Origin of the sequence: Corynebacterium sp., assembly GCF_022712195.1 — a bacterium.
GTDB lineage: Bacteria > Actinomycetota > Actinomycetes > Mycobacteriales > Mycobacteriaceae > Corynebacterium.
In genome coordinates this window covers 1-25,162 of sequence record NZ_JALAGY010000075.1, presented here as the reverse complement: position 1 = coordinate 25,162, position 25,162 = coordinate 1, and the positions used below count along the sequence as shown (strand labels likewise).

Genomic DNA, 25,162 nt, shown 5'->3' with positions numbered 1-25,162 from the left:
AGGGCACCGAAGCACGGGAACGACAGGAGAAGGTGGGAGCGACACCGATGGCAGCGCAGGAGACACAGGGCGGCGACGGGAAGAAGCTCGTCATCGTCGAGTCCGCCACGAAGGCGAAGAAGATCCAGCGCTACCTCGGCGACAAGTACATTGTCGACGCGTCCGTCGGACATATCCGTGACCTCCCGCGTGGCGCCGCCGACGTGCCCGCCAAGTACAAGAAGGAACCGTGGGCACGTCTCGGCGTGAACGTCGACGACGACTTCGAGGCCCTCTACGTCGTCAGCCCGGACAAGAAGAAGAAGGTCGCCGACCTCAAGAGCAAGCTCAAGCAGGTCGACGAGGTCTTCCTCGCCACTGACCCCGACCGTGAGGGGGAGGCGATCGCCTGGCACCTGCTGCAGGTGCTCAAGCCCACGGTGCCGGTGCGTCGCATGGTCTTCCACGAGATCACCGAGGCCGCCATCCGGGAGGCCGCCGAGAACACCCGTGACCTCGATCTGGATCTCGTCGACGCCCAGGAGACCCGTCGTGTGCTCGACCGTCTCTACGGCTACGAGGTCTCGCCGGTGCTCTGGCGCAAGGTCATGCCCCGGCTGTCGGCAGGCCGGGTGCAGTCCGTGGCGACCAGGGTCATCGTGGAGCGCGAACGTGAGCGCATGGCGTTCGTGTCCGCGGAGTACTGGGACCTCACCGCCACGCTCGACACCGGTGACGGGGCGGGGGGCACCTCCGGGTCCCCTAACCCCACGTCTTTCGACGCTTCCCTGGTCGCCGTCGACGGCAGGCGGGTGGCGCAGGGCCGTGACTTCGGCGACGACGGCAGGCTGAAGACCGGGAAGGCCCAGGCCAATGTCACGGTCATCGACCGGCGGACCGCCGAGACCCTGGCGGAGAACCTCACCGGCGTCGCGATGTCGGTGTCGAAGGTCGAGGAGAAGCCGTACACCCGGCGTCCCTACCCGCCGTTCATGACCTCCACGCTGCAGCAGGAGGCCGGGCGGAAGCTGCACTACACCTCGGAGCGCACGATGCGTATCGCGCAGCGTCTCTACGAGAACGGCCACATCACCTACATGCGTACCGACTCGACGACGCTGTCGAAGTCGGGTATCGACGCCGCGCGTCAGCAGGCCCGTGAGCTCTACGGGCCCAGTTTCGTGGCGGACGCCCCGCGCCAGTACAACCGCAAGGTCAAGAACTCGCAGGAGGCGCACGAGGCCATCCGTCCCGCCGGCGAGACCTTCGCCACCCCCGGCAAGCTGTCGGGGCAGCTGGACGCCGAGGAGTTCAAGCTCTATGAGCTGATCTGGCAGCGCACGGTCGCCAGCCAGATGGCGGACGCCCGCGGCACCTCGATGAAGGTCACCGTCTCCGGGACCGCCACCAGCGGCGAGCGGACGGACTTCCAGGCCAACGGGCGCACCATCACCTTCCCGGGCTTCCTGAAGGCCTACGTGGAGACCAGCCAGCTGTCGGACGGGCGCAACGTCGCCGACAACGCCGAGAAGGTGCTGCCGGTTCTCGCCGAGGGCGACGCCCTGTCCAGCAGGGACGTCACCGCCGACGGTCACTCCACCAACCCGCCTGCGCGCTTCACCGAGGCGTCCCTGGTCAAGACCATGGAGGAGCTCGGCATCGGACGTCCGTCGACGTACGCGTCGATCATCAACACCATCAAGGCCCGTGGCTACGTGGTCTCCCGCGGTTCGGCGCTGGTGCCCAGCTGGGTGGCCTTCGCCGTCGTCGGGCTGATGGAGGAGAACTTCGGCTCCCTGGTGGACTACGAGTTCACGTCGTCGATGGAGGACGAGCTGGACCGCATCGCCCGCGGTGAGGAGAACCGTTCGCACTGGCTGCGGGGGTTCTACTTCGGCGACGACGAGGCCTCGGACGCCACCGCGGAGACCATCGCCCGGCTCGGCGGACTCAAGGCCATGGTCGGTGACAACCTGGAGCACATCGACGCCCGCAAGGTGAACTCCCTGCACCTGTTCGACGACTCCGAGGGAGTCCCGGTGATCGTGCGCGTGGGGCGTTACGGCCCCTACCTGGAGCGTACGAAGCCGGTACCGGAGGGTGCGCCGGAGGGTACGGAGCCCGAGGTGCAGCGTGCGAACCTGCCCGAGAGCATCACCCCGGACGAGTTGACCCGTGAGGTCGCCGAGAAGCTCTTCGCCACCCCGCAGAGCGGTCGCGAGGTGGGGGTCAACCCGGAGAACGGCCGGATGATCGTCGCCCGTGAGGGCCGTTACGGGCCGTACGTCACCGAGCAGGTGACCGAGGACGAGGAGGCCCGTGTCACCGCCGAGGCGGAGAAGACCGTGGAGGCGGAGCGGGACCGGGAGGACGCCGAGCGTGCCGCGGAGGGCAAGAAGCCGCTGAGCCGTGAGACGAAGACCGCGGCGAAGAAGAAGGAGAAGCGGATCGCGGAGATCCTGCAGGAGACCCTGAAGCCGAAGACGGCCTCCCTCTTCGCGTCGATGGACCCGGCGACGGTGACCCTGGACGAGGCGTTGAAACTGATGAGCCTGCCGCGCGAGGTGGGGGTCGACCCCTCCGACGGTGAGATGATCACCGCGCAGAACGGCCGTTACGGTGCGTACCTGAAGAAGGGGTCGGACTCCCGTTCACTGGAGAACGAGGAGCATATCTTCACGGTGACCCTCGACGAGGCCCGGCGGATCTACGCCGAGCCGAAGCGTCGGGGCAGGGCCGCCGCCAAGCCGCCGTTGAAGCAGCTGGGCGACAACGACGTGTCCGGGAAGCCGATGACGGTGAAGGACGGGCGTTTCGGCCCCTACGTCACCGACGGCACCACGAATGCGTCGCTGCGTCGCGGTGATTCGCCGGAGACGATGACGGACGCCAGGGCCAATGAGCTGCTCAGTGAGCGGCGGGCCAAGGAGGCGGCCGACGGCGGCGGGGCGGCGAAGAAGTCGGCGACGTCCGCGCGCAAGAAGACGACCAAGAAGACCACGAAGAAGACGGTGAAGAAGTCGGCCGCGAAGAAGCGCTGACGGCGACCTCTTCCCCTGGGGCCTCCGAGCCCTGTCCCGCTGGAGAAGTCCGGGCCCGGGCCATGTCAGGACACCTGACGTGACCCGGGCCCGGAGCCGTGTCCGGGGTGGCGCGTTGCCCGTAAGTTCCTGCAGGTCTATCCTAAAGTTCAATGGATTGAACCTCAATGGAAAGGGGGCTGAACAATGACGGTGGACGCTGCGGACGTCAACCTCGGGCAGGACGACGGGGGGCCCGGTGAACACCACGGGCGGCACGGGCGCCACCGGGGGCAGCCCCGCCTGACCAGCCTCCTCGGCCCCGCGTTCGTCGCGGCCATCGCCTACGTCGACCCCGGGAACGTCGCGGCGAACCTGTCGGCCGGTGCGGAGTACGGTTACCTGCTGCTCTGGGTGCTCGTCGTCGCCAACCTGATGGCGGCGGTGGTGCAGTACCTCTCGGCGAAGCTGGGGCTGGTGACGTCCCGGTCACTGTCGGCGACCCTCGCCGACTGGTTCGACCGGCGTGAGTCGGGCGGCACCACCGCCCGGCGCCGCAGGGGGAGGGCCGGTCGGCTGGCCTTCTGGGGGCAGGCGGAGATCATCGCCGCAGCGACCGACGTGGCGGAGGTCGTCGGCGGTGCCATCGCACTGAACCTGCTGTTCGGGACCCCGCTCGTGCTCGGCGGGGTGCTCGTCGGGGTGGTGTCCCTGGGGATGCTCGCGCTGCAGGGCGGGCGTACCCAGCGACACTTCGAGTTCATGATCATGGGGTTCCTGCTGGTCATCACCGTCGGGTTCCTCTCCGGGCTCGTCGTCACCGGGCTGACGGTGGGGGAGATGGTCGACGGGGTCGTCCCTCGGTTCCAGGGCACCCAGTCCGTGGTGCTCGCCGCGGGCATGCTCGGTGCCACGGTGATGCCCCACGCGGTGTACCTGCATTCGGGCCTGGTCCGGGACCGCCGGTTCACCCCGCACGGTGACGAGGGCATGCGGCGCCACCTGAAGGCCACGAAGTGGGACGTCGGGACGGCGCTGGTGGTCGCCGGCACGGTGAACATCGCGATGTTGTGTCTGGCGGCCCAGGCGTTGCGGGGCGTCGACGGCACGGAGACCATCGAGGGCGCCCACGCCGCGGTGGAGGGGGCCCTGGGGCCGGTGGTCGGCGTCCTCTTCGCGGTGGGGTTGCTGGCCTCGGGGCTGGCGTCGACGTCGGTGGGCTGCTACGCCGGCGACATGGTGATGCGGGACCTGCTGAAGATCCGTGTCCCGTTGATGCTGCGACGTCTGCTCACCATGCTGCCGGCCCTGGTGATCCTCGCGGCGGGTGTGGAACCGACGTGGGCGCTGGTGATGAGCCAGGTGGTCCTCAGCGTGGGCATCCCCTTCGCCCTGGTGCCGTTGGTGGCGGCGACGGCGCGCCGGTCGGTGATGGGACGCTGGACGAACCCGAGGGCACTGACGGCGCTGGCGGCGGTGATCTGCGCGGTCATCATCGTCCTCAACGTCGCACTGATCTGGCTGACGCTGACGGGGCAGGCCTAGCCCCGTTCGGCCAGCGTGGAGCGGATCGGGCGGGCCAGCTGGGTCATCTCCCGGCGTCCGCGAAGTTCCACGGACTTCATCAGCGTCCAGCGCGCCTGTTCGGCCTCGTTGGCCTTGCGTAGTGTGGCCGCGTTGGTGAGGACGCGTCCCGGGGTGTCCTTCGCCAGCTCGGTGAGCCGGGCGGCGGCGTTCACCGCGTCGCCGATGACGGTGTACTCGAAACGGTCGCTGGCACCGATGTGCCCGGCGACGACCTCGCCCACGGCGGCTCCGATGCCGGCGGCGAGCTCGTGGTCGGCGAGTTCCTGGTTGAGTTCGCGGGCGGCGGCGAGCGTGTGCCCGGCCATGTCGTCCAGCGGGATCGGGGCGCCGAAGACCGCCAGAGCGGCGTCGCCCTCGAACTTGTTGATGATGCCCTTGTTCCGGTGGACGACCTCGACGACCTTGTCGAAGAAGCTGTTCAACGCCTGGACCACGTGCTGGGGCGAGGACGACACGGCGAAACCGGTGGACCCGATGACGTCCACGAAGAGCACGCCGACGAACCGGTTCGCGCCGCCGAGCTCCGGCTTCTCCTCGATGGCGCGGCGGGCGACCTCCGTCCCGACGTAGCGACCGAACAGGGTGCGGACCTGTTCGCGCTCGCGCAGGCCCTGCATCATCTCGTTGAAGCCGGCCTGCAGGACGCCGATCTCGGTGGCGTCGTAGATCCGCACCTGGGCGTGCGAGTCGCCGCGACGCACCCGGTTCATGGCGTACTGCAGTTCGCGGATGGGGTCGACCACGGTCATGGTGATCAGCCGGGTCCCGGAGAATCCCGTGAACAGGGCGGTGAGGCTGAGGGCGAGGACGCCGGGCAGGATCTCGCTGGCGTCGCCGGTGAAGAAGGCCGTGGCCTGGGCGACGACCATCAGCACCACACCGATGACCGGGACGGCGGAGGTGAGGATCCAGACCCCGGTGATCTGCAGTGACAGCGGGGAGATTCGTTCCTGGGGTGCGCCGGTACGGTTCAGTGCCTTCGCGGCGACGGGACGCACAAGGCGCTCGGCGACCATGAAGGTCATCAGCACGACCATCGCCCCGCCGAGCACGGCGGTCACCGCCACCGACAAGGCCCACCGGGCGGAGACCTGGGAGGCGACGACGGTGAAGATGACCACGCCGACCCCCCACAGCACCGCGCCGAGGAGAGCCTGGAGCGCGGGGATGCGCAGCACCAGGCGACGGATCATCACCGGGTCGACGGGGTCCGGGTTGCGTTGCCACCTGAGCACCGGGGCGAAGAAGAAGAGTGTGGCACTGATCCCGGTGACCAGGGCGACGATGAAGTAGACGGCGTAGAGCGTCGCGGTCATCGTGTTCACCGACGTCAGCTCCGCGGCGCCGCCGAGCGGCACGAGGAAGCGCAGGAACGAGGCCACGGCGAGCGAGCCGACCACGTTGACGAGGAACACGGACAGGGCGTACAGCGGCCAGGTGGTGCCCCACGCCCACACGATGTACTGCCCCAGTCTCTGCATGGGGTCCAGACTATCGGAGCCTGAGCCTGCTTGTCCCCCGTAGTCGTCCCTCTCGTCCCTGTCGTGCACGGACGGGGGTTGGACACGGGGACTAGACTGGTCTCCCGTGAGTTCCCCCCGTGAGTCCGTGTTCACCGCCGCCGTGCTCAGCCCGCACGTGACCGTCCCGCTGATCGCCGCGGTGGACGCGGCGCGTGGGGGAGGGCAGTCCTCGGCGATGACCCATTCCTGGCTGTTCACCGGCCCTCCCGGCTCCGGGCGGTCCGTCGCGGCGAAGGCGTTCGCCACGGCGCTGGTGTGCGAGGACCCGGACGTGCCTGGGTGCGGACGGTGCGGGGGCTGCCGGTCAGCGGCGGCGGGGTCGCACCCGGACATCACCTGGGTGCACACCGACGGGGTGGTGATCCAGGTGTCCGAGGCGCGGGAGGTGATCAAGACCGCGGCGGCGATGCCGACGGTGGCGCCCTGGCGGATCGTGGTGTTCGAGGACGCGGACCGTTTCAACGACAGCAGCGCCAACGCCCTGCTGAAGAGCATCGAGGAGCCGCCGGAGCGCACCGTGTTCATCCTCTGCGCCCCGAGCACGGACCCGGAGGACATCGCGGTGACCCTCCGGTCGCGGTGCCGCCACCTCTACGTCCCGACCCCTTCGCGTGAGGAGGTCGAGGCCGTTCTCATGGCCGACGACCGGCTCGGCCTGTCTCCGGAGCAGGCGTCCTGGGCGGCTGAGGTCGCCGGCGGGCACATCGGCCGTGCCCGCCACCTGGCGTCGGAGGAGAAGGCGCGGGCGAAGCGGGCGAGCGCGTTGAAGCTGCCCGGTCTGGTGTACGAGCCGGGGGAGTCGTACCGTTTCGTCACCGACCTGGTGTCCTCGGCGACGGAAGAGGCCACCGCCACCGTCGCGGAGCGTGAGGAGAAGGAACTCGCCGACCTGAGGAGTTCCCTGGGGATGGGGGCCAAGGGACGCGGGGTGGCCAAGGCGCAGTCGGGTTCGGCGGGGCAGATCAAGGAGCTGGAGAAGGAGCAGAAGAACAGGAGGACGCGCATGCTGCGCGACTCACTGGACCTGGCGCTCATCGACATCGCCGGGCTGTACCGCGACGCGATGATGATCGCCGCCGGAGCGGTCGAGGGGGACGAGCCGGTCGGTGGCTTCCTGCACCCGGACCAGGCGAAGGTCTCCAGGGAACTGGCCCGGCGCAATGCCCCGGAGAACCTGGTGCAGTGCATCGACGCGGTGTCCGCCTGCCGGGAGACCCTCACCTACAACGTGAAGCCCGAGGTCGCTCTCTCCGCCATGGTCGGACGGCTCAGGGAGTGTTGCGGCCAGGTGTGACCTGCGACGGGAGCGGATCGTGGGGCCCTTTTTGTGGAGGGTTGTGCCGTCCGCTAGGATTACCCGTCGTATGCAGCGCCATCGTGAATGGTGCTGGTGCGCCGCCTTAGCTCAGTCGGTAGAGCGTTTCACTCGTAATGAAAAGGTCGCGAGTTCGATTCTCGCAGGCGGCTCAGACACGAAGGCCCCGTCCGAGGACGGGGCCTTTGTCGTGTGTGGGGGAGGGGGCACTGTTGAGCGGCCTCGGCGGTTAACGGTCAAGAAGTGGCGGGGGCACCGGGGAGGGGGTGCGCCGGTAAAAGGGCAGCGGATGTGGTTTTGACACGGGTATTATGTTTCTCAATGTGTCACGCTCAGGGAAGGGCTCTCCACCTCCCCAGTGCACTCGCCCGCTACGAGAAGAGAGTCAACCATGAGCATCGACCAAGCGATCAGCGCGCTCGCGACCAAGGTCCATGAACTCAAGTCAATTATTGAGACCGAGGAAGCCACGAAGACGGCCTTCATCATCCCCTTCATCAGCAATGTACTGGGGTATGACGTCACCGATCCCCGGGAGGTCATTCCCGAGTACACTGCCGACATTGGGAAGAAGAAAGGAGAGAAGGTCGATTTCGCGATCAAGGCCGGTGATGACTTCCGGTTCCTGATCGAATGCAAGAAGATCGGGGAGCCTCTCGACCTCAACCACGCCACTCAGCTGGTTCGGTACTTCAACGTCACCGACACAGAGTTCGCGATCCTCACCAACGGTGAGGTCTACCAGTTCTACGCGCAACTCGACGCCGTCAATCGGATGGACGAGAAGCCGTTCATGACACTCGACCTGTCTTCCGTCGACGCCCGGATCTTCCCCCATCTCGAGATGTGCACGAAGACGAGGTTCGATTCGGAGACGATCGCGGCGAGTGCGGAAGAGCTGAAGTACGTTTCAGAGCTTCGTAAGGGCATTGCCGCTGAACTTCGCGAGCCTTCCAGTGAATGGGTTAAGCTGCTCGCTGCCAGGGTCACCTCCCGGCGGATGACCGCGGCCAATCTTGACCTGTTCACCCGACTCGCTTCCACGGCTGCCAGTCAGTACCTGCGTGACGAGACGAACCGTCGCCTGCGGTCGGCGCAGGACCTTGAGGATCCAGCCCCGTCTCAGCCGGCGCGGGCGGACGTCGCTGAAGCGTCCACGAAGGAAGAACAGGCCCCAGACGACGGGGTCGTGACCACAGACGAAGAGATCCAGGCGCACGGGATCATCCGCGCCATCTGCTGTTTCGATGTTCCGGCAGCTGACATCACCATGAGGGACGCGAAGTCCTACTGCGCGATCCTCTTCAAGGACAACAATCGCAAGCCGATTGCGCGGTTGTTGTTCGACCGTAAGATCCCTCGTATCGTGTTGTTCGACGAGAACAGGAATGAGACTTCGCACGACCTTGTGTCCCTCGAGGGCATCTACGGGTATGCAGAACACCTGAGGGCACGGGTCAGGTCACTGGTGGCCAGTTAGGGCCTATTGGTCCCTGACCATCGGGCTGTGGCGAGGGGGCAGGGCAGGGGTGTCTCGGTCACTCCTCGTCGGTGCCGTCCGGCGCCGGGGTGGTCGTTCCTTCCGGGTCGTCGGTGTTTGACGATTCGTCTTTCTTCTCGTCGCCTTCGCCGTTGTCGCCGTTATCCACTTTGCTTTCGTCAACGGGGCCGGCATTCCCGCCCCCGCCGGTGTTGCCGCCGCCAGTGCCGCCTCCGGCATTGCCGGCGCCGCCGCCGGCGTTTCCGCCACCGTTGCCGCCGGCGGGTGCAGGCTCGCCGCCGTTGTCCCGGTTGCCGTTCTCGCCGTCACTGTCGTCGGGCGCGGCAGAGCTCGTCGACGACGAGGTCGAGGTCGCGGACGTGGTGCTCGTGGCGGAGGTGGTCTCCGTGTTGTCGTCGGCGTCGTCCGAACCACATGCGGTCAAGGCGATGGACAGGGCGGCTGCGGCAGCGAAAGCTCCGAGTTTGGCGTGTGTGCGCAAGGTTGTCTCCTGAGTAGTTGTGCTGTCTCCCATAGGAAAAGAGGCAGGTTGTGAGCAAGGTAACGCACGAAAGTTTGTTTAGCAAACGATGTTTTCGGTGGTTCTCGACGTGATATACGGGGGCGTGCCACCTCCGTCCGTTTCATGTCCGGGGCGCCCTGTAGAACTGTCACCGGAGTTGACGACGATGTTCCGGGATGCGGAAAGGCGAGGACGACGATGGTCATGGGGCCGACGCACGCGATGTCAGGTGCCGCAGCGGGTGCTGCGGTGGCTGTGGCCACCGCGTACGCGACCGGGGTGCCGGTGGATACAGGATCGACCGTCGTCCTCGCGGGAGTGACGGCGGGTGCGGCGGTCCTGCCGGACCTCGACCACCCCTCGGGCACGGCGGCACGGACCCTGGGGCCGGTGAGCCGTCTCCTCGCCGTGTTCGTCAACCGGGCGTCCTCGATGCTGGCCGAGGCGACCGGCGCCCGGGGCCGGCGCGTCGGCGGGCACCGGACGGTGACGCACACCCTGCTGTTCGCCGTCGTGCTGGCGGCGGTGACATGGTGCGCCGTCGATCTCGGCGACCGGGGGGTGACGGTCGGAGTCTTCGCGGCGCTGGTACTGCTGGCGTTGCATTCCCTCGTCCGCCCGGTGGTCAGGAGATGGGGGTCGCCCGGGGCGGTGGTGCTCGCCGTCGGCCTCACCCTGCTGGTGCTGAGGGACTCGCCGGCGATGCTGTCACCGTCGGTGATGGCCACCGCGGTCGGGGTGGGGTGCGTCGTGCACTGCGCGGGGGACGCGGTCAGCCGGTCCGGGGTACCGTTCTTCGCGCCGTTCATCGCCGTCGGCGGCGACCGGTGGGGTGCGGTGCACCTGCTTCCCGGGCCTCTGCGGATCCGGGCCGCGGGATTCGGGGACACGGTGGTCATGGCACTGTTCACCGCTCTGCTTGTCGCCGTGTGCGTGTTCGGACGGAACCACGGTCTGATCGTCGGGTGACGGAACGCAGGTACCCTCGGAGGCAGTCGCCGGGCACAGAGACCGCCCGGGAGCGAACAGGAGGTTGAAGAATGTCCGTGCCGAAAGACACCGCCGAGCGGTTCCGCGTGATCGCCGAGGGATTCACCAGGCAGACCAGGGACAACGACTGGGACGCGAGGACCCCGTGCGAGGAATGGGCGGCCCGCGACATCATCGGACACCTGATCAGCTGGTTCGGCCCTGCCCTGGAGGATGTGGGCGTCACGGTGGATCTCACGGAGGACAAGAACTCCGACCCGGCCGCCGCCTGGGAGCAGTTCGCGGCGATCGTGCAAGCCACCCTGGAGGACGAGACGAAGGCGGAGGCACTGGTCACCCGCGGTCCGATCCCGGGCCAGTCACTGGAGACGAACGCGAAGGGCTTCTTCATCCCCGACGTCTTCATGCACACCTGGGACCTGGCGCGTTCCCAGGGGCGCGACGTGGAGCTGGATGAGGATTTCGCCGAGCGTAATCTCGGTGGCCTGCGGTCGCTGGGGGAGCAGTTGCAGGCGAGGGGAGGGTTCGGCCCGCCGCGGGAGGCGCCTGCCGACGCCTCCTCGACGATCCGCCTGATGGCCTATGTGGGGAGGGACCCCGACTTCGGCCTCGGGTGACTGCCCGGGTCGGATGACCCGCGGCGCCGGGACGTCTGTGGGTCAGGACGAGACGGGCGGGTCGCCGGGACCGGGGAGGTAGCCGTCCTCCTGGGCCCGACGGAAGAGGTCGGTCTTGGTCGGTGCCGGACGCCCCGCATTCTGGTACTTCACCCGGATGCGGCCCAGGTAGTCGTTCACCGTGTCCTGGGACAGTCCGGTCAACCTGGCGACCCGTTTCGCCGGCTCACCGGAGGCGTACAGCTCGAGCACCTCCCGTTGCCGGACTGACAGGTTGATCCCGTTGAGCCCTGGATCGGAGTCGATCGCCGCCGCCCATTCCGTGGACGGCACGGCGTAGCCCAGGGCGGCCGCCCTGACTGCCCGGAGGACCACGTCCGGAGGTTCGGACTTCTGCACGACCCCCAGTACCCCGGCCTTCAGTGCGCGCCGTACCAGGAACGGGCTTTCCATGGACGAGAGGACGAGGATGTTCGTGGTGACTGTCTGCAACCTGAGGACGTTGTCCTCGGGGTCCGAGTCGTCGGCGAGGCGCAGGTCGAGGATGACCAGGTCGATACCACGGGTGTCGTCGAGGTGATCGAACAGGCTGTTCACGGTGGTGAACATCCCCACGAGTTCCAGTTCCGGGGCATCCGTGAGCAGGGCGGCGAGGCCCCGCAGCGACAACTCGTGATCGTCGACGGCGGCGATTCTCAGTAAGTTGTCGCTCATAGGAACATAATACCGCGGGAGCTGTCAGAGCGGGCCTACCTCGACGGGGAGCCCGTCGCGGGTGTACCGGCGGATACCGTCGCCGTCCGAGACCGTGGCGAAGGCGGACCGTCCCCGGGGCAGCAGACGCACGGTGACCGTTCCGGTGTCGGTGCCCGCGAGGACGTCGAGGATGCGTCGTAGCAGTGCGTGGTGGAGGGGCCCGTCGGGTTCCTGCTGGTCGGGGGAGGACGGGGTCCGGTCGTCGAGCAGTTGCACGGCGACGCCCCGCGTGCGGGCCGCCCGGACCGCGGCGTGGACCGGGGGCAGGTCCAGGAGAGGCGAGCGAATGGCGTCCCGCATCTGCAGCTCGGTGAGCCGGGCGTACTCCCTGAGGTCGTCGTCCACGTGTGTGAGGTCGCTCGTCGCGGTGACCAGCGGTGAGAGTTCCTCGCGGAGGCGTCGGAGGCGGTCCTGCCGGTAGACGGAGATCTCCTCTGCGGCGATCCGGCGGAGCTCGGCGTCGTGGAGCTTCTGCCGCGCCTCCGGCAGACGCGCCAGGGTGAACCTGATCCCGAAGGACACCAGGACGCACGAGATGACGAGGAGGCCGGAGATGATGATCCGGAAGGCTCCGAAGTCGGTGTCCGGTGTGACCGGCGACGCCGACGTGACCTCGATGACGACGGCACCGATGAACAATGTGGCGAGTGCCACCGCCGGTCGTCCGCGGAGGGCGAGCAGGGAGCAGAACAGCGACGCTGCCATGAGGTGCCAGCCGTAGCTCCACCCGGTGGCCGTGGAGAGGTCCTGCCACCGGCCGAGTTCCATGAGCACGACGACGCCGACGGCGCAGAACCCGGTGAGGACGGCGGGGATGCGGAAGGTCCGTCCGCCGACGACGAGGACGGTGAGTGCGACGACGATGATGTTCGTCGCCAGGTTTCCCGCAGCGAGTGGCTGACCGTTGAGGATGTTCATGCCTGTGAAGAGGGCGGCGGTGACGGCCACGTAGGGCACCCAGACGGCGTGACTCAGGTGAGTCAGGTCGTAGGTCCTCATGGCGGACACCGCGCTGCGGTCACGGCCGTCACAACCGACACGGATCTCCGTGCCAGGTGCCGGCGGCGGCTGTGTCCCCTGCCAGGTGAGAGTGACGGTGGTGCCTTCCCCGGGGGACGGTTCGATGCTGGCGGCTCCTCCCTCGGTGGACTCCATCCGGCCCAGGACGGAGACACGGAGGCCCGCGGCGGTGGGGCGGACGTCCCGCGGGCGGAATCCGGGACCGTGGTCGGTGTAGCGGAGCTCCACCGCAGCGTCGGACAGGCTGACGTGGCATTCCCGCTCCACGTCGGTGCCGGCGTGCTGCCGGGAGTTCCTGGCGACCTCAGCGAGGGCGAGCGTGATGTTCGCTCCGGCGACTCCGGGGAGGGTGACGTCCGTGGGGGCGTCGGCGGTGACCGTGCAGTTCGGGGTGTGCCGGTGGACGGTGGTGGTCACCGCCTCGATGAACTGCGCGGAGGACATGGTGCCGGCGTCGTCGAACGCTGAGGTCAGGCGTAGCCCCACCGGTTCCGTGGGAAGCACGCCCCGGCTGATGCCGGACAGGGTCGAGAGGACGTTGTCGTGGACCAGCGCGGTGAACCGGGTGGTTTCGGCCGCCCGTGCACGCACGCGGGTCGCGGCCACGTTCTGGGCGTGGGCCTTCGCGCCGGCGGAGTCGATGAACCGTGCGAGCCGCAGCGTGGCGCAGGTGACCACCGCCAGTGGGAGGGTGTAGACGAGGGAGAAGCCGACCTCGGTGGCCACCCTGAGGAACGGTGCGGGGTGGTCGAGGAGAGCGTTGGCCAGTGCGGTTCCGCCGACGACGGCGATGAATGCAGGAAGACCGACCCGCAACGGCACGGTCAGGGCGAATGCCAGTGCAGGGATGCTGATGAAGACGGTGAACCACAGTTCGACGGGTGCCCGGGGGCCTGGTGTCAGGGAGTCGACGACCAGGAGCACCAGCGCGAGCGGGACGGTGGCTGCCGCAGTGCGGAGCGAAACGACGAGGAGTCCCCGGTGACCGCACACGCATGCGGCGAGGAGCAGCAGGTCCGCGAGGAGGAAGACCGACGCGCTCGCCACCGGGTACCAGTGCCCGGTGCCGGTGGTCCCGGGGAACTTCCGGGTGAAGGCCTCGGCGAGCCAGAGGGGCCAGGTGAGCGAGATCGCCAGGGCGGCGGTGCGCAACATGGCTGTCTCGATGGTGGTGGTGTGGTGTGGAGGCATGGCCGGACGCCGTTCCTGTGAGAGCAGGGCCCCGGACCAGTGGTGGCTGGTCCGGGGCCCTGTCGGCGAGGTTCTCTGGGCTGTGAGGCCTTAGAGAATGGAGCCGAGGACGGCGACGACGCCGCCGAGGCCGACGAGAAGTCCGCCGACGAGGCCGAGGACGGGAGTGAGGAGACTGCTGACGATACCCATGGACAGGTCCTTTCGTGCGGTGTTCGGGGGACCGCTGTGGGGCGTGGAGAGCCTGATGTACTTCAGTTCGTCACAGCGACAGTTTTCACTATAAACACTACTGGTCTCAGATTCCACTTCGTTCGCCAGGGAAAGTGGAAACCCCGCCCGGTGTACGGGCGGGGCCTGTGCTCCGCGACGGGGGGGCGACGCGGGAGGGGCCTCAGAGACCGATGATGGAGCCGGCGACGAGACCGATGACGCCGGTCAGGACTGTGGCGACGAGGACGACGATGGAGCCGATGATTGCGAGCATTGTTCTGGCCTTTCGGGAGGTGGTGATTCTGGTGGGGTGGTGTTCGCGGCGTTGACCCGGTTCTGTGTCTCTGTCCGCTTACTCATCTTATCCCCGAGAGGCTGAATATGTTATGGGGTGAAACTACCCGAATCCTGGGGTCTTGTCCGAGGGGCGGGCGAGGGGTAGGGGTGTGGCGCCCTGTCGGTTCCGCCCCCTGCGAACGGGAAACCCACCCGGCCGACAGGCCGGGTGGGTTGTTCGCGGTCCCGTTGCAGGGGACCGGTCCCGAATTCCGATCGCCGAACTAGCCGGTGATGGAGCTGGTGATCAGGTCGAGGGCGCCGCCCAGGAACTCGGCGACAGCGGTGACGATGGAGGAGATGATCTCAAGCATGGGAGTGCCTTTCGGTTGTGGTTGTGGTGCGCGCCCCGGTGCCGGAGGTGGCTCCGTGGTGCTTCATGTAGGAGATCGCTGCCCGTCGGAGATTGTTACACCCCCGAAGGAAAATATTTCAGCCCGTGCGGTTGCGGGGTGCCGGACGTGCGTGACCCCTGACCGGAATACCGGTCAGGGGTCACGGGTGCGCGGCGGACTAGCCTTCGGTGCCGCCGGTGATGGAGCCGGTGACCAGGCCGATAACGCCCTGGAAGAAGCCGGCGACGGCGTTGACGATCTGGGCGACGATGTCCAGCATGTGAACTCACTTTCGTTGGGGTGACGGTGGTCTGCGCCGTGCCGGACAGTGTGGTCCGGTCGGGCACGGGCTGAACTCTAGCCACACTGTCTCTGTGGGGGAATGGCTTTGGGGATAAATCTATGCCCCCACTTCTGAGGGCTGGTGGCCTGTCGCTGTCGGTGTCATCCTTGTGGGGGTCACCCCTGGGAATGCCGGTGGCCGGTGCCGGCGCAAGAAAAACCCCGCCCGACCCGAAGGTCGAACGGGGAACAGTTCACGGTCCCGTTGCGGGGGCCGGAGGGCTGTATTTATGCGCCACCCTGGATGGAGCCGACGACCAGCTCGAGGGCGGAGCCCAGGAAATCGGAGATGGCGGTGACGATGTTGGAGACGATGTCCAGCATGATGGATACCTTTCGGTTGAATGTATACGGTCGTGCGCCACAGCGAGTCGGTGAGACTCTGTGTGCCGCGCCATTAACAGTATCGGACGGCCATCAGTTGGCGTTAGGTCACGAAGCGATAACGGCCGTACGGAGCTTTCTTCGGGGGTAGAACAATCACGGTCACGTGCATTTACGCTATTCACACCGGGGGTGGTTACGTTGGCCGAGGTAACCGTCGTTACCCCGCTGCCGCGGCCATGTGGTTGTCACTGCATTCCTGCCGCGGGGTGTGTCTGCGCCCGCGGGACCATGTCGTCGTAGTCCGTCATCAGGGGGACGTCGGCGATGTTCGACGGGACGGCGAAGGCGTCCACCAGTGTCTGCGACCAGGGGCCGAGGGAGTCCACCAGGTCATTCAGCGCCGCCCGTGCGGCCTTCGTACGGGTGCCCGTCAGCAGGTTCTGCTCCTGGTACCAGCCGCTGTGCTCGTGGATGATGCTCAACACGAACACGTCGCGCACCTGCTCCATGACCTCCTTCGCCTGCCCGTCGGCCAGCTCCGCCTCCGCCTCGAGCATCGCCTCCAGGATGATCCGGTCCACATGCGCCCAGGCACACTCCAGGAGGTGGTCCTGAGCCTTGTCCACCAGGGCGGCGGCGTCCTTGACGTCCATCTTCTGGGCCGGCCTGATGCGGCGGATCAGGGACATCAGCAGTCGGTCCTCACGTTCCGTGAGGAGCTCCACCTGGTTCGCGGGGTCGAACAGGGAGGTCTCCTCCCGGTCGGTGAAGGAGTCGACCAGGTTCTGGATCAGGGTGTCCGCCGCCGTGCGGCGTTTCAGCAGCGTGCCGAAGTTGTCGAGGCCGAATCGCACCAGTTCCAGCGGCTTGAGGTCGCCGACTTCGCGCGAGAAGCCGGTCAGCAGCTCCTTCGCCGCCAGCTGCATCATCACCACGTTGTCGCCCTCGAAGGTGGTGAACACGTCCGAGTCCGCCTTGAAGGTGGTCAGCAGGTTCTCCGTCATGTACCCGGCGCCGCCGCAGGCCTCGCGGCACTCCTGGATCGTGCGGGTGGCGTGTGCGGTGTTCGCGGCCTTCAGCGCGGCGGCGTGCGCCTCCAGCTCGCGCTGGTCCCACCGCTGCTCCTTCGTCATGTCCGTCCGGTCGATCTCCGCACTCTCCAGGTCGTGGATGCGGGCGATCAGCTGGTTCGAGGCGAGCTGCAGGCCGTAGCTCCGGGCGATCAGCGGGATGAGGCGGAGACGGTGCTTGCGGTGCTCGATGAGCCTGCTCTCGGGCAGGTCGTCGTCGGGGGCGAACTGGCGACGCAGGTTCGCGTAGCCCGTCGCGATGGTCAGGGCGGAGCGGGCCGCGGCACCGGAGGCGGCCCCCACGGTGATGCGTCCGCGGATCAGCGCACCCAGCATGGTGAAGAAACGTGCCCCGTCGGACTCGATGGGTGAGGAGTACCCGCCGTCCTCGGAGACGTCGGCGAAACGGTTGAGCAGGTTCTCGCGGGGGACGCGCACGTGGTCGAAGGTGAAGGTCCCGTTGTCCACCCCCTTCAGGCCGCCCTTGTGCAGGTGGTCCCCGATGCCGACACCCGGCTTCGCCCGGCCGTTCTCGTCGCGGACCTCCACGACGATGCAGTGCACACCGTGCGACTCGCCCAGCTCACCGTTCTCGTCGGGGGTGTAGAGCTGGCAGAACACCGCGGCCATGCGCGCGTGCTTCGCGGCGTTTCCGATGTACCACTTCTCCGCCGAGGCGGTGGGAGTGTCGATCACGAACTCGTGGGTCTCGCGGTCGTAGACGGCGGTGGTCTCCACGGACTGGACGTCCGACCCGTGCCCACGCTCGGTCATGGCGAAGGAGCCGAGGGTGCGGAGCTCCATGATGTCCTTGATCAGCGGGATGTGGCGGTCGGTGCCCAGGTTCTCCACGGCGCCACCCCACAGGCCCCACTGCACCCCGGCCTTGACCATCAGCGACAGGTCGGCGCCACCCACCACCTCGATGGAGGAGAGGGTGGCGCCCAGGTCGCCGGTCCCGCCGTGGTCCTTGTGGAACGTCCCCCGGGGCGCGCCGGTCTCGAGCATGTCGAACATCTGGGCCAGGGTGCGTTCGCGTGCCTCGTCCATGCCGAGGGTGTCGTCCGGTCGGAGGTTCTTCTCCTCGATCAGGGCGCGGGTCTCGTTCTTCACGTCCGCCCAGCGGCCGTCGAGGACGTCCTGGAGCTCCGCGGCCACGGCCATGCGGACGGCGCGGTCCGCCTGGTCACGCAGCTTCGCCGGACGGTCGTTGCCGCGGCGGGTCAGACTCGCCGCGATGTCGGTGGTGTCGGGGGTCTTGTCGGTGTGTGCCATACCACCCGATGTTACGTGCGATCAGGGTCCCTCGGTGAGCGGTAGAACCTCATGAGGTCCTACCATGTGGGGCATGACCGAGAACGAACGCAACGGGCAGGTTCCCTCACTGAACCCGCACCACCGACAGGCCGGACGATCAACCCGCTACTCCAGGGCCTGGCTCTTCGTCGCCTTCGCCGTGTTCAGCGTGGCGTGGGGCGGCAACGAAGCCACGCCCATGCTCGTGTTCTACCGGCAGGAGGCCGTGTTCAGCGACGTCTTCGTCGATTCACTGCTGGTGTCCTACGCGGCGGGCATCATCGCCGGACTACTAGTCTGCGGACCGCTGTCGGACCGTTTCGGACGTAAGGCGGTGATGCTCCCGGCGCCCGCGGTTGCCCTGCTGGGCAGCGTCTTCATCGCCGTCGGCGAGACCACGGAGTCCGTCATGTTCATCGGCCGCATTCTGGCGGGACTGGCCGTGGGCATCGCCATGTCCGTCGGCGGATCCTGGATCAAGGAACTCTCCACCCCGGCGTTCGACCCCGCGGCGACCTCCTCGTCCGGGGCCAAGCGCGCGACGATGTCGCTGACCGCGGGCTTCGGGCTGGGTGCAGGTCTCGCCGGTGTCCTCGCGGAGTGGGGGCCTGTCCCCGGCCAGCTGCCCTACATCGTGCACTGCGTGATCTCACTCGTCGCACTCGCCGGGCTGATGACGGTGCCGGAGACCCGGCAGTCCGCCCACCTCAAGGTGAAGGGGTCCTTCTGGTCCGACATCCTCGTCCCGACGATCCGGCACCCGAGGTTCCTCACCGTGGTCGCGCCGATCGCACCCTGGGTCTTCGGCGCCGCCGGGGTGGCGTACGCCATCACTCCGCGCCTGGTGCAGGACCAGGTGGACGTGCCGGTGGCGTTCTCGGGGCTGCTCACCGTGATCGCCCTGGCGTCGGGCTTCACCATCCAGCAGTTCGGGCCGCGGATCAACACGGAACACAACGCGCGGGGCCCGATCGTGGCCCTCGTCCTGGTGATCGTGGGCATGGTCGTCGCCAGCGTCGCGTCGGCGGACATCGCGGTGTGGAGTGCGGTCATCGTCGCCGTCATCCTCGGCGCCGCCTACGGCCTGTGCCTGATCAGCGGCCTCACCGAGGTGCAGCGCATCGCCGGTCCGGACGACCTCGCCGGGCTGACGGCGGCGTACTACACCCTGACCTACATCGGGTTCTTCTTCCCGATGATCCTCACCCGCCTGTCGTCGACCTTCACCTACCCCGAGATGCTCGGGGCGGGCATCGTCGTCGCCGTGGTGTGCCTGGTCATCGTCGCGGTGTTCTCGCGGAAGAACCTGCCCCGGGACGCGGCGTAGCGGTCACTGTCGCCGGGGGAGACGGGCGCAGCACGAGTACCCCGAGGTGGACGGCCACGCCCACCAGGGGAGCCACGCCCAACGCGAGCACCGCGCGCGCTTCGGGCGACGCGTCGACGAGCAGCAGTGCGACAGCGGCCACCGTCGCCACGGTCCATCCCGCCAGGTACAGGGAGTGACGCTCGGCGGCGTGGGCGGCCGACCCGGTCACCATCAGCAGGGCCGTCGACCCTGACGCCACCGTCAGGGCCGCGAGTACCGGCGCGGGGCTGACGAGAACGGCGTCGAAGAACAGCAGCATCAGTGGACGGGCCAGCCAGTACGCCGCCACGCCGCCCACCGCCGCGGTCCCCACGATGACCGTGGCCGGCAGTGCGCAGGCACGGAGAACCCTGTCGCGGTGCCGTGTGAAGTGCACGATCAGCGCAGGCTGGAAACGCTGCAGCGGGACCAGCAGAGGGGCGCGGGTCAGGGTGACGGCGGTGATCACCGCAGCCAGCGCCCCCGGCGCCACGTCCGAACCGGAGGTGAAGGTGATCAGCACCGGGAACCCGGTGATCAGGACGGCGTTCGCACCCGAGGCGAGCATCGCCTTGACCGTCCTGCGGACGAACTCACCGGTGGGGACGTCCCCGGCCTCACGCAGGACGTCGCGCCGGTCCGGGAACCGGACCAGGAACAGGACCAGGAACCCCAGCCAGGTCGCCGCACCGACGACGGTGACCAGGAGGAAGGCGGGCAGATGCCAGCCGAGTGCCCACGCCACCAGCGCCAGCAGAATGCGCACGGCACTGTCCACGCTGATCAGCCAGGCGAAGGCCGACCAGCGGGTGGCGGCGGACAGCAGTCCGCAGACTGCGGCCTGGAAGGTGTAGGAGGCCAGGCCCGCGGCCATCAGGAGCACACCGGTGAGCTCCAGTCCCTGACCTGCGGGGAGGATCCCGGGCGACCACAGGGGGCCTGAGAGGACCGCGAGCGTTCCGACCAGGACGGCGAACCCCACCGCCACCGTCATCGGACGGGCGCCGGACGTGGCGGCGGTCGGTGTCCGGGACGTCCCGGTGCGACGCGCGGCGACGGACCGGGTGGTCTCCTGCAGGAGTCCGTCGATCAGGCCGGCGAGGGCGAAGAACAGCCCCCAGAACACCGAGAATGCCTCGTAGCTGACCGTGTCGAGTGCCCGTCCGGCGACGACGATCACCGCATAACCGGAAACCGCCACCACGAGAGTGGCGGCGGACAGGGCCCTCACCGGGCCGGTGGTGTTCCGGATGACGCTGGAAATGGGACGTCTGGGCGCGTCTACTCGTTCCCGCCGCCGTTGCGGATGATCTCGGTGATCGGGTCGACGAGCGGCAGCAGGGACGAGACCGGGGTGGATCCGCGGGCGCCCATGCCCGGGTTCTTCGCCAGGTAGTCGGCCTTGCCCGCGTCACGCTGACGGATCGCCTCGGCGTCGTTGCCGGGGAAGATGCCTGCGGAGATGGTGGGCCAGGAGTCGAACATGTCGTCCTGCCAGTAACCCCACTGGTGGGTGCCGGTGTTGCGGAAGTTGTAGACCAGGTTGTTGGACTCGCGGGTGACGCCGGCCTTGTCCGTGGTGGACTTCAGCATGTGGGTGCAGGCGTTGGTCACGGCCTCGATGGCACCGCCCTCGACGGCCGGGGTGATCGAACCGGGGAGGAAACCGTTGAGACGGTCGCCGGAGGGCACGTCGTGCTCGCCCATCAGGCCGGTGGAGGAGGAGACGTAGATGTTCCTCTGGTCCTTGAGGTCGGCGGCGTTGGCCAGGGCGTCGTTCTCGCGTGCGACGGAGCCGTTGCGGTCGCCCCACATCTGCTCGTAGGTGGCGCCGCCGCGCTCCAGGACGATGTCCACGGTGCGTGCCGCCTCGCCCGAGGTGGCGGCGCAACCGGAGTAGGCGCCGATGGAGTCGTAGAAGCCGGAGTACTTCTCGCCGTAGACCAGGGTGGTGGAACCGGTCATGGACATGCCGATGATGGAACGGTGCGGGTTGGACGTGCCGAGGGCGGACTCCATCGGCCCGGGCAGCTCCTGGACCAGGAAAGTCTCCCAGGCCTGCTTGTTGCCGCTCTTGTCGAGCTTGGCATTCGGCTGCTGCCAGTCGGTGTAGTAGGAGAAGGCGCCCTCCATGGGGATGACGACGTTGACGTTGCCGATCTGGTTGCCGTAGAAGTCGACGGCGTTGGTCTGGCGCAGCCAGTTCGCCGCCCCCTCGCCGCCGTCGGCACCGTTGAGCAGGTAGATCGTGGGGGCGTTCTCCGGGTCGTTCTTGGCACGGATCGTGACGATCGGGATGTCACGGTTCATGGCCTCCGAGTGCACCAGGCGCTCTTCCATACGCTTGTACCGGTCGCCGGCCTTCCAGGAGGCGTTCTCCTCGTCGTTGGTGCCGTCCTCGGCCTGGTAGACGTAGTCGCGCCAGGCCGCCTTGGACTCGTCGACGTAGGCCCGCGCCTCGGCCGCCGCGCGGGTGGGGAAGGGGTCGTTGACCGTCGCGGCGTCGCGGAACTCGGAGCCGGGACGGCCGTCGCCACTGTCGGCAGGTGCCGCAGCGGCGGATGGCTGGGCCACGCCGGCGACGGCGGCGCCGGTGCCGAGGACACTGATGACGGACAGGGGCAGGGCGGTGGCCACGGCGGCGGCCGTGACACGGGCGATGGCGCGCTTGTTCATTCGGTCCTCAACAAGAAAGTCAGTGGTGCGGTGCAAGGCAGACTCCGTCAGCATAGCGGGTGTTCCCGCCGACTGTAAGCCCGATGCCTATTTCCTGTGAGGAAACGGCCATGTCGCCGCCCGTGTTACTTCCGTCGAGGTCACAGCGGTGCTGAGGCCACCCCCCTTAGGGGCAGTGAGATTTCCCCGGGAGTAGCACCTGCCGTCCGTCGACCGTTTAAGGTGGAGCGCGGCAACAAGACGCGCACCCCCGCACACGTGAAAGAGGAACCCCGTGAATCTCGCCCCCATCGACCAGTTCATCGTCAGCTCCAACGAGGCGCTCGGCGGCAACATCAACCACTTCATCTCGACGGTGACCGACTTCATCGTGCGCTTCATGTAGCCGCACCGCACCGTCCTGACCTCTACTTTCGTGGGGGAACACTGTGGACGGTGCCCCGGCTCTGCACGCACCGGCCGAAAAGTCGTATCCTTGACCACGTGGCTGAACATTATGACGTAGTAGTAATCGGTGCGGGCCCCGGCGGATATGTCTCCGCCATCCGTGCGGCACAGCTGGGCCTGAAGACCGCAGTGATCGAGAAGCAGTACTGGGGCGGCGTCTGTCTGAACGTCGGCTGCATCCCCTCCAAGGCGTTGATCCGTAACGCGGACATCTCGCACATCCTCACCCACGACGCCAAGACCTTCGGCATCACCGGTGAGAACATCAGCATGGACTACAGCGCCGCCCACAAGCGGTCCCGGAAGGTGTCCGCGGGCATCGTCAAGGGCGTCCACTTCCTGATGAAGAAGAACAAGATCACCGAGATCAACGGCCTCGGTTCCTTCACCGACGACCACACCGTCGAGATCACCGAGGGTGACGACGCCGGCAAGACCATCACCTTCGACAACGCCATCATCGCCTCCGGCTCCGTGGTGAAGTCCCTGCCGGGTGTCGAGATCGGCGGGAACATCGTCTCGTACGAGGAGCAGATCCTCGACGAGAACGCCCCGAAGTCCATGGTGGTCATCGGTGCGGGCGCCATCGGCATGGAGTTCGCCTACGTGCTGGCCAACTTCGGCGTCGACATCACCGTCGTCGAGTTCATGGACCGCGTCCTGCCCAACGAGGACAAGGACGTGTCCAAGGAGATCGCCAAGCAGTACAAGAAGCTCGGTGTGAAGCTCAAGACCGGGCACAAGACCACCGCCGTCCGCGACCTCGGCGGCGACGCCGGCGTCGAGGTCGACATCGAGGCGGCCGACGGCTCCAAGTCCGAGACCCTCAAGGCTGACCGTGTGATGGTCTCCATCGGCTTCGCCCCGCGCGTCGAGGGCTTCGGCCTCGAGAACACCGGTGTGAAGCTCACCGACCGGGGCGCCATCGAGATCGACGAGCGCATGCGCACCAACGTCAAGGGCATCTACGCCATCGGCGACGTCACCGCCAAGCTGCAGCTCGCCCACGTGGCGGAGGCTCAGGGTGTGGTCGCCGCCGAGACGATCGCCGGTGCGGAGACCCAGGAACTCGGCGACTACATGAACATGCCGCGTGCCACCTTCTGCAACCCCCAGGTCGCCTCCTTCGGCTACACCGAGGAAGCCGCGCGCAAGATGGCGGAGGAGAACGGGCGGGAGATCAAGGTCGCGTCCTTCCCCTACAGCGCCAACGGCAAGGCCATGGGGCTCAACGAGGGTGTCGGCTTCGTGAAGATCGTCGTCGACGCGGAGTACGGTGAGCTCATCGGCGGGCACATGGTCGGCCCGGACGTCTCCGAACTGCTGCCCGAGCTGACCCTGGCGCAGCGATTCGACCTCACGGCCGAGGAGATCGGACGCAACGTCCACACTCACCCGACGCTGTCGGAGGCCATCAAGGAGGCCGCCGAGGGCACCATGGGGCACATGATCAACCTGTAGGACACCTGATCCGTCCTGCCGGCCGTGCCCCGACCAGTGGTCGGTGACTGTGCCCGTGCACGAGTTCACCCGTGAACCGTGCACGGGCACAGTCGTACCCGGACGACCCCGGTGCGTCAGGTACGATTCTCGCCATCACGGAGGTCCTACGGAGGCAGGAGACAGAGGCTGACCATGGAGAAGGTAACAGTGATCGGCGTGATGGTCGACCGTGGCCTCCCGGAGAAACGCGTCCTGCGTGTCCTGGAGAAACTCGGCGTCCACCCCGACGAGGCCGACCTCAGCGACGAGGACCTCACCGCCCTCGGCCTGCCCCGGGTCGAGGTCCGCACCAGCACCCTCCCGATGGGGCTCGACGGCAGCGTGCGGCTGTCCGACAGCGCCGCGGGCATCCTCGAGAGCCACGGTTGGGACCGCATGATCTACGTGACGGACCTCCCGCTGACCACCCGCCGCCCGGTCATCAGCCAGACCGTGAGCCGCGGCAGGGTGACGATGCTGTGCCTCCCCGCCTTCGGCCTGCTGCGTGCGCAGGAAGGACTGCGCCAGGAACTGAGCCGTCTGCTGAGGAACAAACCGGCGGGTGCGGGAGTGCTGGAGGAGGTCTCCGAGACCAGCGACATCGAGGGCGGCGACTCGGAGGCCGACACCACCCGGGTCATCGACGGGTGGGGGCGCTCCGTACGTCTCCTGCTGGGGATGGTCGCCGGCAACCGTCCGACGGAACTGTACCGGGTACTGACCGGGTGCCTGGCGATCGGGATCGCGACGGGTGCGTACGGCATCTTCTACGGTTCGATGTGGCAGATGTCGCACACGATCTCGTTCCTGCGCATGTTCGTGATCAGCCTCGTGGCTGTAGGGGCGCTGACCTTCTGGCTGATCTACCACAACGGACTGTGGAACCGGTGGCCGAACCGGGAGTCCGACAGCGTGGCGAAGTGGCGCGCCCGGATGGACAACCGCGCGACGCTGGCCACGGTGCTGATCGCCGCAGCCCTGATCTACACCACCGTCTTCGCCGTCCTCCTGGTGCTGTCGATGGTCATCGTGGACACGAACTACTTCCGGGCTCAGGTCAGCGACGAGCCGTTCCCCTGGGGTTACGCGAAACTGGCGTGGCTGACGGCGTCGCTGGGCACGATGGCGGGGGCGATCGGCTCGAGCTTCGACAACGACGAGGCCATCCGGGAGGCCACCTACAACCGCCGTGAGCACATCCGCCGCCAGATCACCGGCCTGTACGAGGACCAGCCGCCGACCCGGTTCCGGGACCGGAAGCGACGGTAGGGGAGCAGGGGCCGGGAGGG

The 25,162-nt window shown here is 67.6% G+C and carries 16 protein-coding genes and 1 tRNA gene; 10 read left to right on the top strand and 7 right to left on the bottom strand.

The features are described 5' to 3' along the window. Positions 1-47: 47 nt before the first annotated feature. On the top strand, positions 48-3,020 hold the full coding sequence (gene topA / locus Q0A34_RS09610; protein ID WP_291479774.1) for a type I DNA topoisomerase: 2,973 nt from the start codon (positions 48-50) through the stop codon (positions 3,018-3,020). A gap of 186 nt (positions 3,021-3,206) precedes the next feature. Beyond that, positions 3,207-4,544: an Nramp family divalent metal transporter gene (locus Q0A34_RS09605; RefSeq protein ID WP_291479773.1), complete on the top strand. Its 1,338-nt coding sequence runs from the start codon at positions 3,207-3,209 to the stop codon at positions 4,542-4,544. Here Q0A34_RS09605 and Q0A34_RS09600 read toward each other — a convergent pair. Then, complete coding sequence (locus tag Q0A34_RS09600; RefSeq protein WP_291479772.1) at positions 4,541-6,067, bottom strand: adenylate/guanylate cyclase domain-containing protein; 1,527 nt, start codon at positions 6,065-6,067, stop codon at positions 4,541-4,543. The genes Q0A34_RS09605 and Q0A34_RS09600 overlap by 4 nt on opposite strands. Before the next feature lie 127 nt (positions 6,068-6,194). Between Q0A34_RS09600 and Q0A34_RS09595 the strand changes: the two genes are divergently transcribed. The 3 genes from Q0A34_RS09595 to Q0A34_RS09585 all read left to right on the top strand — a co-directional run bounded on the left by Q0A34_RS09595 (position 6,195) and on the right by Q0A34_RS09585 (position 8,904). After that, positions 6,195-7,403: a DNA polymerase III subunit delta' gene (locus Q0A34_RS09595; protein ID WP_291479783.1), complete on the top strand. Its 1,209-nt coding sequence runs from the start codon at positions 6,195-6,197 to the stop codon at positions 7,401-7,403. 100 nt (positions 7,404-7,503) lie between these two features. After that, positions 7,504-7,576: transfer RNA gene (locus Q0A34_RS09590), tRNA-Thr, on the top strand. Positions 7,577-7,815: 239 nt separating this feature from the next. Further along, complete coding sequence (locus Q0A34_RS09585; RefSeq protein WP_291479771.1) at positions 7,816-8,904, top strand: type I restriction enzyme HsdR N-terminal domain-containing protein; 1,089 nt, start codon at positions 7,816-7,818, stop codon at positions 8,902-8,904. Positions 8,905-8,962: 58 nt separating this feature from the next. Here the strand turns inward: Q0A34_RS09585 and Q0A34_RS09580 are convergent, their stop codons facing one another. Then, positions 8,963-9,406 (bottom strand): hypothetical protein, encoded by a 444-nt coding sequence (locus Q0A34_RS09580; RefSeq protein ID WP_291479770.1) that lies wholly within the window; start codon positions 9,404-9,406, stop codon positions 8,963-8,965. 225 nt (positions 9,407-9,631) lie between these two features. On the opposite strand from Q0A34_RS09580, the gene Q0A34_RS09575 reads away from it, so the two are divergent. Next, positions 9,632-10,396: a metal-dependent hydrolase gene (locus tag Q0A34_RS09575; RefSeq protein ID WP_291479769.1), complete on the top strand. Its 765-nt coding sequence runs from the start codon at positions 9,632-9,634 to the stop codon at positions 10,394-10,396. Positions 10,397-10,467: 71 nt separating this feature from the next. Beyond that, positions 10,468-11,034 carry a TIGR03086 family metal-binding protein gene (locus Q0A34_RS09570; protein WP_291479768.1) on the top strand — a complete coding sequence of 189 codons (567 nt, stop codon included), beginning with the start codon at positions 10,468-10,470 and terminating at the stop codon, positions 11,032-11,034. A gap of 42 nt (positions 11,035-11,076) precedes the next feature. Here Q0A34_RS09570 and Q0A34_RS09565 read toward each other — a convergent pair whose 3' ends face one another. The 3 genes from Q0A34_RS09565 to Q0A34_RS09555 all read right to left on the bottom strand — a co-directional run bounded on the left by Q0A34_RS09565 (position 11,077) and on the right by Q0A34_RS09555 (position 17,899). After that, positions 11,077-11,748: a response regulator transcription factor gene (locus Q0A34_RS09565; RefSeq protein ID WP_291479767.1), complete on the bottom strand. Its 672-nt coding sequence runs from the start codon at positions 11,746-11,748 to the stop codon at positions 11,077-11,079. Positions 11,749-11,772: 24 nt separating this feature from the next. Further along, entirely contained in the window at positions 11,773-14,001 is a 2,229-nt protein-coding gene (locus Q0A34_RS09560; RefSeq protein WP_291479766.1) for a hypothetical protein, read from the bottom strand. A gap of 1,798 nt (positions 14,002-15,799) precedes the next feature. After that, complete coding sequence (locus tag Q0A34_RS09555) at positions 15,800-17,899, bottom strand: acyl-CoA dehydrogenase family protein (RefSeq protein WP_291479765.1); 2,100 nt, start codon at positions 17,897-17,899, stop codon at positions 15,800-15,802. Between the two features lie 73 nt (positions 17,900-17,972). Here Q0A34_RS09555 and Q0A34_RS09550 point away from each other — a divergent pair, with 73 nt between their 5' ends. After that, positions 17,973-19,247 (top strand): MFS transporter, encoded by a 1,275-nt coding sequence (locus Q0A34_RS09550; RefSeq protein WP_291479764.1) that lies wholly within the window; start codon positions 17,973-17,975, stop codon positions 19,245-19,247. Here the strand turns inward: Q0A34_RS09550 and Q0A34_RS09545 are convergent. Next, on the bottom strand, positions 19,198-20,499 hold the full coding sequence (locus Q0A34_RS09545; RefSeq protein WP_291479763.1) for a hypothetical protein: 1,302 nt from the start codon (positions 20,497-20,499) through the stop codon (positions 19,198-19,200). The genes Q0A34_RS09550 and Q0A34_RS09545 overlap by 50 nt on opposite strands. Positions 20,500-20,549: 50 nt before the next feature. Next, on the bottom strand, positions 20,550-21,944 hold the full coding sequence (locus Q0A34_RS09540; protein ID WP_291479762.1) for an alpha/beta hydrolase family protein: 1,395 nt from the start codon (positions 21,942-21,944) through the stop codon (positions 20,550-20,552). A gap of 483 nt (positions 21,945-22,427) precedes the next feature. Here Q0A34_RS09540 and lpdA point away from each other — a divergent pair, with 483 nt between their 5' ends. Both lpdA and Q0A34_RS09530 read left to right on the top strand, forming a co-directional pair. Beyond that, positions 22,428-23,852, top strand: a complete 1,425-nt coding sequence (gene lpdA / locus Q0A34_RS09535) for a dihydrolipoyl dehydrogenase (protein ID WP_291479761.1) — start codon at positions 22,428-22,430, stop codon at positions 23,850-23,852. A 174-nt stretch (positions 23,853-24,026) separates the two neighbouring features. Continuing rightward, complete coding sequence (locus Q0A34_RS09530; RefSeq protein WP_291479760.1) at positions 24,027-25,142, top strand: hypothetical protein; 1,116 nt, start codon at positions 24,027-24,029, stop codon at positions 25,140-25,142. Positions 25,143-25,162 lie beyond the last annotated feature (20 nt).